Origin of the sequence: Streptomyces hamibioticus (genome assembly GCF_047946815.1) — a bacterium.
GTDB lineage: Bacteria > Actinomycetota > Actinomycetes > Streptomycetales > Streptomycetaceae > Streptomyces.
The window spans coordinates 3,392,307-3,406,004 of record NZ_JBKKQY010000001.1 but is presented as its reverse complement, the minus strand read 5'-3'; the positions used below and the strand labels follow the sequence as shown (position 1 = coordinate 3,406,004).

14 protein-coding genes and 1 pseudogene are annotated in these 13,698 nt (G+C 72.7%); 9 read left to right on the top strand and 6 right to left on the bottom strand.

Annotated elements, in window-relative coordinates; genetic code table 11:
* Window positions 1–275 precede the first annotated feature (275 nt).
* On the top strand, window positions 276–614 hold the full coding sequence (wblA, locus tag ACLGIH_RS15260) for a transcriptional regulator WblA (protein WP_189289392.1): 339 nt from the start codon (window positions 276–278) through the stop codon (window positions 612–614).
* Between the two features lie 297 nt (window positions 615–911).
* On the opposite strand, the gene bagB is transcribed toward wblA, so the two are convergent.
* Window positions 912–2,360: an ATPase BagB gene (bagB, locus tag ACLGIH_RS15255; protein WP_416525791.1), complete on the bottom strand. Its 1,449-nt coding sequence runs from the start codon at window positions 2,358–2,360 to the stop codon at window positions 912–914.
* Complete coding sequence (gene bagA / locus ACLGIH_RS15250; RefSeq protein WP_416525790.1) at window positions 2,357–3,334, bottom strand: ATPase BagA; 978 nt, start codon at window positions 3,332–3,334, stop codon at window positions 2,357–2,359. The genes bagB and bagA overlap by 4 nt, the downstream gene beginning before the upstream one ends.
* A gap of 72 nt (window positions 3,335–3,406) precedes the next feature.
* On the opposite strand from bagA, the gene ACLGIH_RS15245 reads away from it, so the two are divergent.
* From ACLGIH_RS15245 to ACLGIH_RS15225, 5 genes and pseudogenes are all read left to right on the top strand, one after another.
* Complete coding sequence (locus ACLGIH_RS15245) at window positions 3,407–3,568, top strand: Sp36 family protein (RefSeq protein WP_003975360.1); 162 nt, start codon at window positions 3,407–3,409, stop codon at window positions 3,566–3,568.
* On the top strand, window positions 3,565–4,032 hold the full coding sequence (locus ACLGIH_RS15240; RefSeq protein WP_416525789.1) for a RidA family protein: 468 nt from the start codon (window positions 3,565–3,567) through the stop codon (window positions 4,030–4,032). The genes ACLGIH_RS15245 and ACLGIH_RS15240 overlap by 4 nt, the downstream gene beginning before the upstream one ends.
* A gap of 910 nt (window positions 4,033–4,942) precedes the next feature.
* A pseudogene (locus tag ACLGIH_RS15235) lies at window positions 4,943–5,960 on the top strand (alpha/beta fold hydrolase).
* A gap of 55 nt (window positions 5,961–6,015) precedes the next feature.
* Window positions 6,016–6,921 carry an NUDIX hydrolase gene (locus tag ACLGIH_RS15230; protein WP_416525788.1) on the top strand — a complete coding sequence of 302 codons (906 nt, stop codon included), beginning with the start codon at window positions 6,016–6,018 and terminating at the stop codon, window positions 6,919–6,921.
* Window positions 6,918–7,748 carry an MBL fold metallo-hydrolase gene (locus ACLGIH_RS15225; RefSeq protein WP_416525787.1) on the top strand — a complete coding sequence of 277 codons (831 nt, stop codon included), beginning with the start codon at window positions 6,918–6,920 and terminating at the stop codon, window positions 7,746–7,748. Before ACLGIH_RS15230 ends, ACLGIH_RS15225 begins: the two co-directional genes overlap by 4 nt.
* A gap of 111 nt (window positions 7,749–7,859) precedes the next feature.
* Here the strand turns inward: ACLGIH_RS15225 and ACLGIH_RS15220 are convergent, their stop codons facing one another.
* Entirely contained in the window at window positions 7,860–8,534 is a 675-nt protein-coding gene (locus ACLGIH_RS15220) for a Crp/Fnr family transcriptional regulator (protein ID WP_004985207.1), read from the bottom strand.
* Window positions 8,535–8,858: 324 nt separating this feature from the next.
* Here ACLGIH_RS15220 and nth point away from each other — a divergent pair, with 324 nt between their 5' ends.
* The 3 genes from nth (at window position 8,859) to ACLGIH_RS15205 (ending at window position 11,877) form a co-directional block, all read left to right on the top strand.
* A complete protein-coding gene (nth, locus tag ACLGIH_RS15215; protein WP_416525786.1) occupies window positions 8,859–9,842 on the top strand; it encodes an endonuclease III in 984 nt (327 codons plus the stop codon).
* Window positions 9,843–9,894: 52 nt separating this feature from the next.
* On the top strand, window positions 9,895–10,584 hold the full coding sequence (locus ACLGIH_RS15210; RefSeq protein WP_416525785.1) for an NUDIX hydrolase: 690 nt from the start codon (window positions 9,895–9,897) through the stop codon (window positions 10,582–10,584).
* A 93-nt stretch (window positions 10,585–10,677) separates the two neighbouring features.
* On the top strand, window positions 10,678–11,877 hold the full coding sequence (locus tag ACLGIH_RS15205; RefSeq protein WP_416525784.1) for a MarP family serine protease: 1,200 nt from the start codon (window positions 10,678–10,680) through the stop codon (window positions 11,875–11,877).
* Window positions 11,878–11,919: 42 nt separating this feature from the next.
* Here ACLGIH_RS15205 and ACLGIH_RS15200 read toward each other — a convergent pair whose 3' ends face one another.
* The 3 genes from ACLGIH_RS15200 to ACLGIH_RS15190 all read right to left on the bottom strand — a co-directional run bounded on the left by ACLGIH_RS15200 (window position 11,920) and on the right by ACLGIH_RS15190 (window position 13,673).
* Complete coding sequence (locus ACLGIH_RS15200) at window positions 11,920–12,102, bottom strand: hypothetical protein (RefSeq protein WP_416525783.1); 183 nt, start codon at window positions 12,100–12,102, stop codon at window positions 11,920–11,922.
* A 126-nt stretch (window positions 12,103–12,228) separates the two neighbouring features.
* Window positions 12,229–13,179: an alpha/beta fold hydrolase gene (locus tag ACLGIH_RS15195; RefSeq protein ID WP_416525782.1), complete on the bottom strand. Its 951-nt coding sequence runs from the start codon at window positions 13,177–13,179 to the stop codon at window positions 12,229–12,231.
* On the bottom strand, window positions 13,176–13,673 hold the full coding sequence (locus ACLGIH_RS15190) for a phage holin family protein (RefSeq protein ID WP_416525781.1): 498 nt from the start codon (window positions 13,671–13,673) through the stop codon (window positions 13,176–13,178). The genes ACLGIH_RS15195 and ACLGIH_RS15190 overlap by 4 nt, the downstream gene beginning before the upstream one ends.
* Window positions 13,674–13,698 lie beyond the last annotated feature (25 nt).

Sequence of the window (13,698 nt, the reverse complement as noted above, 5' to 3'; positions counted from 1 at the left end):
AGTGAGTGTGATGCGCGTCCGAATCCGCCTCGTGTGTCATCCGGTGTCCGTTGTGACGCAATAAAAACGACCTGAATGTCGGGTTCGTCGCGCATGTCGTCAGCTCACTCCCCCGGGTGATCTGCCGCTTACCCATAGTCCGTTCGGGCCATCCAAGATTGGGCCCGAAGGGGGTGTTGCGCTGTGCCCACCTTCCGTAACGTCCTCAACTGGCGGCGGTGAATATGCCGCTGCCGCCGTGGGGGAGCCTCGATTCGGGAGAGGACGGCGCCGGTATGGGCTGGGTAACCGACTGGAGTGCGCAGGCCGCCTGCCGCACTACCGATCCGGACGAACTGTTCGTTCAGGGAGCAGCGCAGAACAGAGCCAAGGCGGTGTGCACCGGATGCCCGGTGCGGACCGAATGCCTGGCCGACGCGCTGGACAACCGCGTCGAGTTCGGCGTGTGGGGAGGCATGACGGAGCGGGAGCGCCGCGCACTGCTGCGCAGGCGGCCCACCGTGACCTCCTGGCGCCGGCTGCTGGAGACGGCGCGTACGGAGTACGAGCGAGGGACGGGTGTCGTGCCCCTCAACGACGACGAGGTGTACGAGAACTACGCGGCCGTGAGCTGAGCCGCGGCCTGCGGGTCTCGTCCCCTCTTGGTCAGGGACGCGTCAGGTCGGCGGCCCGGGCGCGGAGCGCATTCGGAGCGCGTATGAGGGTCGTACAGAGCGCGTACGGCTCTGGGGCCGGTGCTGGAGTCCGCCGTGTCACCTGCTGGAGTCCGCCGTGTCACCGCCGGGGTTCGGAGGCTCGGCGCCAGACGCGGGCCCGGCGCGCCGCTGCACAGTCGCGGCCCCGCCCGGGACCTTGCGAAACGCCTGCGCCCGGTGCTCCGAGCACGTGTCGCGTCCACGGCCTCGCACGCATCACGCGCGCGTGTCGGGCAGCTCCGGCCGGCCCGTCGCGAGACGGTTTCCGATGTCCCGCAGCCCTGCGAGGTCGTGCACGTCGCCGGGCAGTGCGGCCACTTCGGCTACTGCCACCTCGGGGTGAAGCGCGGTGAAGCGGTCCCGCGTGCGCTGCTCGCGAGAGAGCAGGTGCATCCGGTCCGCGTGCAACCGCAGCAGGCCCGCGGTCAGCCGGTCGACGGACCGGTCCGCACCGCCGTCGGCGGCGGCATCGGCGGCGCCGGATGCCTCGTCGGTGCCGGGAGTCACGGGAGTGTCCGCGGAGGACGGACCGGAAGCCGCGCCGGGCGGTGCGGCCGCGCCGGCCGGGGGGTCGGAATCGGGAGGGTCTGCACTGTCGGGAGAGCCTGAACTGCCGTACGGCTCGGGGGAGTTACGAAGACCAGCTTTCCCGTCGCGCTGATCCACAATGCGGGCGTCCTCAAGATTTTCCCCGGCGAGTCCCTCCGCGGCGGCGAGCGCCCGCTCGGCCGACAGCCGGTCGGCGGCGCTGCCGTGGACCCGGTTCAGCACCAGCCCGGCGAGCGGCATCTCCTCCGCCGCCAGGCGCTCCACGAAGTACGCGGCCTCGCGCAGCGCGTCCCGCTCCGGGGCCGCGACCACCAGGAACGCCGTCCCGGGCGCCTGGAGCAGCTTGTACGTGGCGTCCGCGCGGGTGCGGAACCCGCCGAACATCGAGTCCATCGCGGCCACGAACGTCTGCACGTCCTTGAGGAACTGCCCGCCGAGCACCTTTCCCAGGACGCCCGTCATCATCGACATCCCGACGTTCAGGAACTTCATGCCCGCCCGGCCGCCCACCTTCGCCGGGGCCAGCAGGACACGGATCAGCTTGCCGTCCAGGAAGGAACCGAGGCGCTGGGGGGCGTCCAGGAAGTCCAGCGCCGAACGGGACGGCGGTGTGTCGACGACGATGAGGTCCCACTCGTCCCGGGACCGCAGCTGGCCCAGCTTCTCCATCGCCATGTACTCCTGCGTGCCCGCGAAACCCGCCGAGAGCGACTGGTAGAAGGGGTTGCCCAGGATGGCGGCCGCCCGCTCGGGGTCCGCGTGCGCCTCGACGATCTCGTCGAAGGTGCGCTTCATGTCGAGCATCATCGCGTGCAGCTCGCCGCCCGCGGAGTCGTCGATGCCCTTCACCCGGCGCGGGGTGTTGTCGAGCGAGTCGATGCCCATGGACTGGGCGAGCCGCCGGGCCGGGTCGATGGTGAGGACGACCACCTTGCGGCCCCGCTCGGCCGCGCGCAGGCCCAGGGCCGCCGCGGTGGTCGTCTTGCCGACCCCGCCCGCGCCGCAGCACACGACGATGCGCGTCCCGGGGTCCTCGATCAGTGGGTCGACGTCGAGCGCGCGCGTGGGGGACAGGTGCCGCGCGCTCTCCTGCGCGTGGGCCGGGTCCGGACTCATGCGATCCCCTGCTTCCGCAGCTCGGTGGCCAGTTCGTACAGGCCCGCCAGGTCCATGCCCTCGGCGAGCAGCGGCAGTTCGTGCAGCGGCAGGCCCAGCTCGCCGAGGACCGACCGCTGCTCCCTCTCCAGCGCGTACCGCTCCGCATACTCCTCGGCCTGCGCCAGCAGCGGGTCCACCAGCCGCTCGGCATGCCCGCCGCGGCGGGCTCCGCCGAGCCCCGCGGCCGACAGCGACCGGGCGAGAGAGGAACGCGGGAGCGTCCGTACGAGTTCCAGCTCGGCGGTGTCCAACACCTGGGGCCGGACCATGTTCACGATGACCCGTCCCACCGGCAGCCGCGCGGACCGCAGCTCGGCGATGCCGTCCACCGTCTCCTGGACGGGCATCTCCTCCAGCAGCGTCACCAGGTGCACGGCCGTCTCGCGGGACTTGAGCACCCGCATCACCGCCTGCGCCTGATTGTGTATCGGGCCGATCTTGGCGAGCCCGGCCACCTCGTCGTTGACGTTGAGGAAGCGGGTGATGCGCCCGGTCGGGGGCGCGTCCATGACGACGTAGTCGTACGCGAACCGCCCGTCCGTCCGCTTTCTGCGCACCGCCTCGCACGCCTTGCCGGTCAGCAGGACGTCCCTGACCCCCGGCGCGATGGTGGTCGCGAAGTCGATGGCGCCGAGCTTCTTCAGGGCCCGGCCGGCGCTGCCGAGCTTGTAGAACATCTGGAGGTAGTCCAGAAGGGCGCGTTCGGCGTCGATGGCGAGGGCGTACACCTCCCCTCCACCGGGAGCGACGGCGATCTTCCGCTCCTCATAAGGCAGCGCCTCGGTTTCGAAGAGCTGCGCGATGCCCTGCCGGCCCTCGACCTCGACGAGAAGCGTCCGCTTCCCCTCGGTGGCCAGGGCCAGCGCGAGGGCGGCGGCCACCGTCGTCTTGCCGGTTCCGCCCTTGCCGCTGACGACCTGGAGCCTGCTCACGTCTTCGAGCGTAACCAGTCGTGGCCCGGCCTACGCGGGAGGCTGTGGACAACAGCGGATACAGTCGGCCGCATGACCAAGTGGGAATACGCAACCGTGCCGCTGCTCGTCCACGCCACGAAGCAGATTCTGGACACCTGGGGCGAGGACGGCTGGGAGCTCGTCCAGGTCGTGCCCGGGCCGAACAACCCCGAGCAGCTGGTGGCCTACCTGAAGCGGGAGAAGCAGGCGTGAGCGCCGTCGAGGCCAGGCTGGCCGAACTCGGTCTGACCCTTCCGGAGGTCGTTCCGCCGCTGGCCGCGTACCAGCCGGCCGTGCAGTCCGGGCCGTACGTCTACACCGCCGGCCAGCTGCCCATGGTGAACGGCAAGCTGGAGGTCACCGGCAAGGTCGGCGGCGAGGTCACGGCGGAGGAGGCCAAGCGGCTGGCCCGTACCTGCGCGCTGAACGCCCTGGCCGCGGTGAAGTCCGTCGCCGGTGACCTGGACCGCATCGCGCGTGTGGTGAAGGTCGTCGGCTTCGTCGCCTCCGCCTCCGACTTCACCGGGCAGCCGGGCGTGCTGAACGGTGCCAGCGAGCTGCTCGGCGAGGTGCTCGGCGACAAGGGCGTGCACGCCCGCAGCGCGGTCGGCGTCGCGGTGCTCCCGCTGGACGCGCCGGTCGAGGTCGAGATCCAGGTCGAGCTGACCCAGGGCTGAGCCCGCGCGCCCCCGCCCCGGGCCCTCGTGCCCCCGTGCCCCGCGCCCCGGGGCGGCGCGGGTCTGGAGGCCGGACCTCCGCGCCCTGGGCAGCGCGCTCCTGAGCCCGTGCCCCCGGGCAGCGCGGGCCCCGATGCCGTGCCCCGGGCCTCCGCGCCCTGGGCCTCCGTGCCCCGCGCCCCGGGGCGGCGCGGGTCTGGAGGCCAGACCTTCGCGCCCCTGGGCAGCGCACTCCTGAGCCCGTTCCCCCGGGCAGCGCGGGTCCCGATGCCGTGCCCCGGGCAGTGCGGATCCGAATGCCGCGCCCCGGGCAGATCGGCCCGAGGGCCTTGCCCCGCGGCCCCGGGCAGTGCGGATCCGAATGCCGCGCCCCGGGCAGATGGGTCCGAGGGCCCTGCCCCGCGTGGGCCGGATCCGGGCAGCACGCGCGCGTGGGGCACGTGGCGACGGGCGACGGGCGACACAGCCTGAGGCACGTCCTCCGGGCTGCACGCGCGCGGGGCACGTTCGTCGCAGCGATGCCTACCCGGTCCAGATGCAGCGGCCCTCGCACATGTCCGGGCCCACCCGGGTTCCCGGGCCCCGGGGCACGCGGCCTGGACCCCACGCGCGAGGGCCTGGCTCGCTGCCGGTCACGGTGGGACGCGCTCACCACGGACGCCGGGGCCCACGCGGCGCGTCGGCACGCTTCTTGCAGCCCCTGCTCTTGCAGCCCCCGGCGTCCTCGCGTCCTCACGTCCTGCGTTCTCGCGCTCTCGCCCGAGCCCGATTTGCCGAACCGGCAACAACCCTCGCCCGAGCGGCCCGCTACGCCGCAGGATCGCTGCCGGTGACCCGGACGGACCACGCCCGGCAGCAGGCGGCCGCGGCCCGTCCGGATATCCGCCGACCCAGACGACCGGGAGGAACCATGCCGCAGCAGACGCCCCTGCCCCCGACCGACCCCGTCCACCGGCTCGTCCCGGCACCCGCCGGCCGGATCCATCTGGTCGAGCAGGGCACCGGCCCCCTGGTTCTGCTCGTCCACGGCTTCCCCGAGTCCTGGTACTCCTGGCGCCACCAGTTGCCCGCCCTGGCCGCAGCGGGCTTCCGCGCCGTCGCGATCGACGTGCGCGGCTACGGGCGCTCCTCCCGGCCGGAGGCGGTGGCGGCGTACCGGATGCTGGACCTGGTCGCGGACAACGTCGCCGTCGTGGAGGCCCTCGGCGAACGCTCGGCAGTGATCGTCGGGCACGACTGGGGCTCGAACATCGCCGCCACCTCCGCGCTGCTGCGCCCCGACGTCTTCCGCGCGGTCGGCCTGTTGAGCGTGCCGTACACGCCGCCGGGCGGGCCGAAGCCGAGCGAGGTCTTCGCCGGGATCGGCGGGCCCGATGCCGAACAGGAGTTCTACGTCTCGTACTTCCAGGAGCCCGGCCGGGCCGAGGCCGAGATCGAGCCCGACGTGCGCGGCTGGCTCGCGGGGTTCTACGCCGCCCTGTCCGCCGACACCATGCCCCCGCCCGGCGCGCCCGATCCGCACTTCGTCGACCGGGGCGGCAGGCTGCGCGACCGGTTCCCGGCGGGCCGGCTCCCGTCCTGGCTCACCGAACGGGACCTCGACGTCTACGCCGGGGAGTTCGAGCGCACCGGTCTGACCGGCGCCCTCAACCGCTACCGGAATATGGACCGGGACTGGGGCGGACCTGGTCGGCCACCACGGAGCCCCGCTCGCCCAGCCGTCCCTGTTCCTCGGCGGCGCCCTGGACGCCTCCACGACCTGGCTGTCCGACGCCATCGCCGCCTACCCGAGCACCCTGCCCGGCCTGACGGGCTCGAACCTCCTGGACGGCTGCGGCCACTGGCTCCAGCAGGAACGCCCCGAGGAGACCAACCGGCTCCTCACCGACTGGCTCGCCGCCCTGCCCGCACAGCCGTCCCATACCTAGCCGGCCGGCGCCGGTGCCACTCGAACATCCGCCCGTCACCAGATAGCCTCCGGCCATGGCGAATGGGCAGGCGAATGGGCAGTGGTACCCCCCGGAATGGCCGGACCGCATCCGCGCGCTGGCGGCGGGCCGCCTGACGCCGGTCGTCCCGAAGCGCGCGGCCACCGTCATGCTGCTGAAGGACACCGGTTCCGGGCCCGCCGTCCACATGCTGCGCCGCCGCACCTCCATGGCCTTCGCCGGAGGCGCGTACGCGTATCCGGGCGGAGGGGTCGACCCGCGCGACGACGACCGTGACATCGGCTGGGCGGGCCCCACGCGCGCGTGGTGGGCCGACCGGCTCGGCGTCGACGACGGCGGCGCCCAGGCGATCGTCTGCGCCGCCGTACGGGAGACGTACGAGGAGGCGGGTGTCCTCCTCGCCGGTCCGACCGCCGACTCCGTGGTCGGCGACACCACGGGCCCCGACTGGGAGGCCGACCGGGCCGCCCTGGTCGCCCGCGAGCTGTCCTTCGCGGAGTTCCTGGACCGCAGGGGCCTCGTGCTCCGCTCCGACCTGCTGGGGGCCTGGGCACGCTGGATCACACCGGAGTTCGAGGCCCGCCGCTACGACACGTGGTTCTTCGTGGCCGCGCTCCCCGAGGGCCAGCGCACCCGCAACGCCTCCACCGAGGCCGACCGCACGGTGTGGACCGCCCCTGCCGAGGCGGCGGCCGGTTACGACCGTGGCGAGCTGCTGATGATGCCGCCGACCATCGCGACCCTGCGCGCGCTGACGGCGTACGACTCGGCGGCCGGGGCACTGGCCGGGGCCGCCGGGCGGGACCTGACGCCCGTACTGGCCGAGGCCCGCCTGGAGAACGGCGAGATCGTCCTGAGCTGGCCGGGGCACGACGAGTTCACCAAACACGTGCCCACCACCGGGACCGCTGCCGGCCCGACCGGGGGAGGCCTCGCATGACGGACGCAAGCACCCTGCCCGGCCGGCCGCGCGGCGGAGCCCTCACGGGACCCGCCACCGCGCGCGCCGTCAACGTTCTCGCGCCCAACGCGTCGGCGATGACCCTGGACGGCACGAACACCTGGATCCTGTCCGAGCCCGACTCCGACCTGGCCGTCGTGGTCGACCCGGGCCCGCTGGACGAGGGGCATCTGCACAACGTCGTCGACACCGCCGAGCGGGCCGGCAAGCGCGTCGCCCTGACCCTGCTGACGCACGGTCACCCGGACCACGCCGAGGGCGCCGCCCGCTTCGCCGAGCTGACGCACACGCGCGTGCGCGCACTGGACCCGGCGCTGCGGCTGGGCGACGAGGGGCTGGCCGCCGGGAACGTGATCACCGTCGGGGGGCTGGAGCTGAGGGTCGTACCCACCCCCGGGCACACCGCCGACTCGCTCTGCTTCCACCTGCCCGCCGACCGGGCCGTCCTGACCGGCGACACGGTCCTGGGACGTGGCACCACCGTCGTGGCCCACCCCGACGGACGCCTCGGCGACTACCTGGACTCCCTGCGGCGGCTCAGGTCGCTCACCGTCGACGACGGCGTGCACACGGTCCTGCCGGGGCACGGCCCAGTGCTGGACGACGCCCAGGGCGCCGTCGAGTACTACCTGGCCCACCGCGCCACCCGCCTCGCCCAGGTGGAGACGGCCGTGGAGGACGGCTACCTGACACCGAGCGAGGTCGTCGCCCACGTCTACGCGGACGTCGACCGCTCCCTGTGGCCGGCCGCGGAGCTGTCGGTGCGGGCGCAGCTGGAATACCTGGAGGAGCACGGCCTCATCTAGAGCCGAAACCCCCGTGCCGGGCCCCGGCCGGCCCGTGCCGGCCCGACAACCGCGCGTGCGTGACACCGTGCGTGCGTGACACCGCGCGTGCGTGCGTCGGCCGGGGGCGTGTCAGCGCGAACGCTTCGCGAGCCGCTCCACGTCCAGCAGGATCACCGCGCGGGCCTCCAGCCGCAGCCAGCCGCGCTGGGCGAAGTCGGCCAGCGCCTTGTTGACCGTCTCGCGGGACGCGCCGACCAGCTGGGCCAGCTCCTCCTGCGTCAGGTCGTGCACGACGTGGATGCCCTCCTCGGACTGCACGCCGAAGCGGCGGGAGAGGTCCAGCAGGGCGCGCGCGACGCGGCCCGGGACGTCCGAGAAGACCAGGTCGGACATGGCGTCGTTGGTCTTGCGCAGGCGACGCGCGACGGCGCGCAGCAGCGCCGTGGCCACCTCGGGCCGGGCGCTGAGCCAGGGCTGGAGGTCGCCGTGGCCGAGTCCGAGCAGCTTGACCTCGGTCAGTGCGGTGGCCGTAGCCGTGCGCGGGCCCGGGTCGAACAGCGACAGCTCGCCGATCAGCTCGCCGGGGCCGACGACGGCCAGCATGTTCTCGCGTCCGTCGGGGGACGTGCGGTGAAGCTTGACCTTGCCCTCGGTGACCACGTAGAGGCGGTCACCAGGGTCCCCCTCGTGGAACAGCGAGTCTCCGCGGGCGAGGGTCACCTCACTCATGGAGGCGCGGAGTTCCGCGGCCTGCTCGTCGTCGAGCGCCGCGAAGAGCGGGTTGCGCCGCAGAACGTCGTCCACGAGTTCTCTCCTTGTCGACCTGCTCAGGGGATGTCTCCCCCGCGTACCAGGGCACTGTGGTGCCCATTTTGCCGGAGGGACCAAACAGTGTGATCTGTCACAAGGATGCCGCACACGTGTCCCGGGGTACGCGGCAGGGGTCCAATTGGACGCCGATCTTCGGGGTCCGGGGCGGATGTCGGTGCCGGGCCGTAGGCTGGCCGGGTGTCCAAAACGCCGGTGAGAGCGCAGGCCGAGGGGGCTGGACGGGTGGTTGCACGTCGCGGTTCCGCTGTGGGCGAACAGGGCCCCGATGGCGGTAAGGAAACGGCGAAAGCGGCAAAGGTGACGGCGGCAGCGAAGAGAACGGCCGGGACGAAGACGGCCACGGCGAAGACGGCCGGGAAGAAGACGGCTGAGAAGGACCCGGCTGCGAAGAAGGCGGCTGCGAAGAAGGCGCCCAAGGCCAAGAAGCCCGCCGTCGTGCCCAAGAAGGCCGCCGCCGCGGTCAAGGGCGTCGCGCCCGCCAAGGCGGTCGCCGGGAAGTCGCCGCGCAGCGAGTCCCGTACCGCCCTGGTCCGCCGCGCCCGCCGCATCAACCGCGAACTGGCCGAGGTCTACCCGTACGCCCACCCCGAGCTGGACTTCGAGACCCCGTTCCAGCTCCTGGTGGCGACGGTCCTGTCCGCGCAGACCACCGACCTGCGCGTCAACCAGACGACCCCCGCCCTCTTCGCCAAGTACCCCACCCCGGAGGACCTGGCCGCCGCCAACCCCGAGGAGGTCGAGGAGATCCTCCGTCCGTGCGGCTTCTTCCGGGCCAAGACCAAGTCGGTGATAGGGCTGTCCAAGGCCCTGACCGAGAACCACGGAGGCGAGGTCCCCGGCCGCCTGGAGGACCTCGTCAAACTCCCCGGCGTCGGCCGGAAGACCGCCTTCGTCGTGCTCGGCAACGCCTACGGCCGCCCCGGCATCACCGTGGACACGCACTTCCAGCGCCTGGTGCGCCGCTGGCAGTGGACCGAGGAGACCGACCCCGACAAGATCGAGGCGGCCGTCGGCGGGCTCTTCCCCAAGTCCGACTGGACGGACCTCTCCCACCACGTCATCTGGCACGGCCGCCGCATCTGCCACGCCCGCAAGCCCGCCTGCGGTGCCTGCCCGATCGCCCCGCTCTGCCCGGCGTACGGCGAGGGCGAGACGGACCCGGAGAAGGCCAAGAAGCTGCTCAAATACGAGAAGGGCGGCCTGCCGGGCCAGCGTCTGAAGCCCCCGCAGTCCTATCTGGACGCGGGCGGCAAACCGGCGCCGCCGCTGGGGGCCGGATGACGGAACGATCTCGGGTTCGTCGGGCGTTGGACACGGCAGAACGGGGGTGGCGATGACGCGTGCGGGCAACACACAGGGCGTGGCGCTCGACAAGGAGGGCCTGCCGGGCTGGCTCGAGCCGGTCGTGCACGCCGCGGAGACGGTGCAGCCCGGCCAGTTGAGCCGCTTCCTCCCGCCGGCCGACGGCGCGGGGCGCCAGTCCGCCGTGCTCATCCTGTTCGGGGAGGGGGACAAGGGCCCCGAGCTGCTCCTCATGGAGCGCGCGAGTTCCCTGCGCTCCCATGCCGGCCAGCCCTCCTTCCCCGGTGGCGCCCTCGACCCCGAGGACGGCGATCCGCAGGGTGACGGGCCGCTCAGAGCCGCCCTGCGCGAGGCGGAGGAGGAGACCGGGCTCGACCCGGCGGGCGTGCAGCTCTTCGGGGCCCTGCCCAAGCTGTACATCCCGGTCAGCGGCTTCGTCGTGACGCCCGTCCTGGCCTGGTGGCGCGAGCCCAGCCCGGTGGGCGTGGTCGACCCCAACGAGACCGCCCGGGTCTTCACGGTCCCCGTGGCGGATCTCACGGACCCCGCCAACCGCGCCACCACGGTGCACCCGAGCGGCCACCGAGGCCCGGCATTCCTGGTCGAATCGGCCCTGGTGTGGGGCTTCACGGCCGGGGTCATCGACCGGTTGCTGCACTACGCGGGCTGGGAGCGGCCCTGGGACCGGGACAGGCAGGTCCCGCTGGACTGGCGCTCATGACAAGGTGGGCGCCGTGCCGTGCCGTGCGGGGAGCGGGTCCCGCTGCCCCGGCGGGAAGGAAGCGAGCGGAATGACGAGGCGAGGCTAGAAGCGGTGAACGTGCTGGACATCCTGTTGCTGGTCGCCGCCGTCTGGTTCGCGATCGTCGGCTACCGCCAGGGCTTCGTCGTCGGCATCCTGTCGGTGATCGGTTTCCTGGGCGGTGGCCTCGTCGCCGTCTACGCCCTGCCCGTCATCTGGGACGCCCTGACGGACAACGCGGAGGTGAGTACGACCGCCGCGGTCGTCGCGGTCGTCGTCGTCATAGTCTGCGCCTCCGTCGGCCAGGCCCTGACCACTCATCTCGGCAACAAGCTGCGCCGGTACATCACCTGGTCCCCGGCCCGCGCCCTGGACGCCACCGGCGGCGCCCTGGTCAACGTGGTGGCCATGCTGCTGGTCGCCTGGCTGATCGGCTCGGCCATCGCGGGCACCACGCTGCCGACGCTCGGCAAGGAGGTCCGCAGCTCCAAGGTGCTGCTCGGGGTGTCCCGGGCGCTGCCCGCACAGGCCGACACCTGGTTCGCCGACTTCTCCTCCGTCCTCGCGCAGAACGGCTTCCCGCAGGTCTTCAGCCCGTTCTCCGACGAGCCGATCACCGATGTGCGGCCGCCGGACCCGGCCCTGGCCAACAGCCCGGTCGCCGCCCGCGCCCAGCGCTCCATCGTCAAGGTCATGGGCACGGCAACCGGTTGCGGCAAGGTCCTGGAGGGCACCGGCTTCGTCTTCGACGAGCGCCGCGTAATGACCAACGCGCATGTCGTGGGCGGCGTCGACGAACCCACCGTCCAGATAGGCGGTGAGGGCCGCAAGTACGACGCGACGGTCGTCCTCTACGACTGGAAGCGCGACATCGCCGTCCTCGACGTGCCCGACCTGACCGCGCCCGTGCTGGAGTTCACCAGCGAGGACGCGGGCAGCGGCGACAGCGCGATCGTCGCGGGCTTCCCGGAGAACGGGGCGTACGACGTCCGCGCGGCGCGCGTGCGCGGGCGCATCACGGCCAACGGCCCGGACATCTACCACCGCGGCACCGTCCGCCGCGACGTCTACTCCCTGTACGCGACCGTCCGCCAGGGCAACTCCGGCGGCCCGCTGCTCACCACCGACGGCAAGGTCTACGGCGTGGTGTTCGCCAAGTCCCTCGACGACGCCGAGACCGGCTACGCGCTCACCGCGGACGAGATCCAGGAGGACATCGCCAAGGGCCGCACCGCGAACCGGCAGGTGGACAGCGACAGCTGTGCACTGTAGGCGCCGAGGGGCCCGGACGGGGGAGCGTGGGCCGCAGGGGTGTCAGCCCCGCGGGTGACGCAGGCGTACGGAGACCCAGCGGGCGCGGCGGCGCAGGATGCGCGGGATCCCCACCCGGAGGTCCGTGCCCGCCAGTTGCGGGGTGTTGCCTCGCTGATGGGTGCTCACGCCGCTCGCGGCGCGGCGATTGCGTACTACGTCGTTGTAGTCGTGCGTCCAGCCCATACCCCGACGTCTGCCCCCGCCCCAAGGTCGATAACCGCTCCCGGCGCGTCCAATTGGCCTATGCGTCGGGCAAGTGGCCGTTCATAGGACAAGCGTTCCGGTACGCGCACGGGCGCGTCCGGTCCGTCACCGATCGGGTTCGGGGTCCTTCAGCCAGTTGATGAGCTCCGACGAGAACGCGACCGGGTCCTCCTCATGGGGGAAGTGCCCGAGCCCGTCGAACAGGCGCCAGCGGTACGGAGCTTCGACGTACTCCCCGGAGCCGGCCGCGCTGCGCGTGCGCATCACCGGGTCGAGCGAGCCGTGCAGATGCAGCGTCGGCACCCGGACGGGCCGCTTCATGCGGCGGTAGAACTGGACACCGTCGGGACGGGCAAGCGACCGCACCAGCCACCGGTACGGCTCGACCGAGCAGTGCGCCGTGGACGGGATGCACATGGCCCGCCGGTACGCCTGCACCGTCTCGTCCTCCACCGGGCGCGGCCCCGACCACTCGCGGATCAGCTCTCCCACGAGCGCGCCGTCGTCCGCGGTGAGCCGCCGCTCCGGGATCCACGGGCGCTGGAACCCCCAGATGTGGGAGCCGGCCCGGCTCTGCCTGACGTCGGAGAGCATCGCCGAGCGCCAGCGCCGCGGGTGCGGCATCGACACCACCGCGAGGCGCCGTACGAGCTTGGGGCGCATCGCGGCGGCCGTCCACGCCAGGTAGCCGCCGAGGTCGTGCCCGACCAGCGCGGCGTCCGGTTCGCCCAGGGAGCGGATCACACCGGTGACGTCGAGGGCGAGCCCGGCCGGGTCGTAGCCGCGCGGGGTGCGGTCGCTGCCGCCGACGCCGCGCAGGTCCATGGCGACCGCGCGGAAGCCCGCGTCGGCGAGCGCCACCAGCTGGTGCCGCCAGGTCCACCAGAACTGCGGGAAGCCGTGCAGCAGCAGCACGAGCGGCCCGTCGCCCAGCTCGGCGATGTGGAAGCGGGCGCCGTTGGCGGCCACGTCCCGGTGGGTCACCTCGCGCCCGCCGGGGACGTCGAGCCGTACGACCGAGGCGGGCTGTGCCCAAGGTGTGGCGGGATCCGTCATGAGGACGAGCGTGCCACAGCCTCGATGGCCTCGGGTGCACGGTCCTGCGGCAGCTCGGGACGCTCGGGCCGCGGGTGCGGCTTGGCCTTCTGGAGCACGCCGGCCGACTGCTTCATCGAGGCGGCCACTTTCTGCGGGCCGCGGCCCTTCTTGGCCTTCTTCGCGAAGACGAGGCCGATCAGCGCGAGGAGGCCCGCGATCAGCACGTTCGCCGCGAAGGACAGCAGGAAGCAGACGGCGAGGTTCCAGTCGCTCCAGGTGCGGATGCCGTAGGCCAGCGCGAAGTTCAGCATCGGCAGCGAGAACAGCAGGATCACGGCCGCCGCCGAGACCGCGCCACCGCTGACCGCGCCGCGCTTGACGTCCTGCCTGAGCTGCGCCTTCGCCAGCGCGATCTCGTCGTGCACCAGCGCCGACAAGTCGGTGCTCGCCGAGGCGAACAGCTGGCCGATGCTGCGTTCGGTGCCGACCGGGCTGCCGTCGGGTGCGCTCATCGCGGTCTCCCTCTTCTGCTGGCTT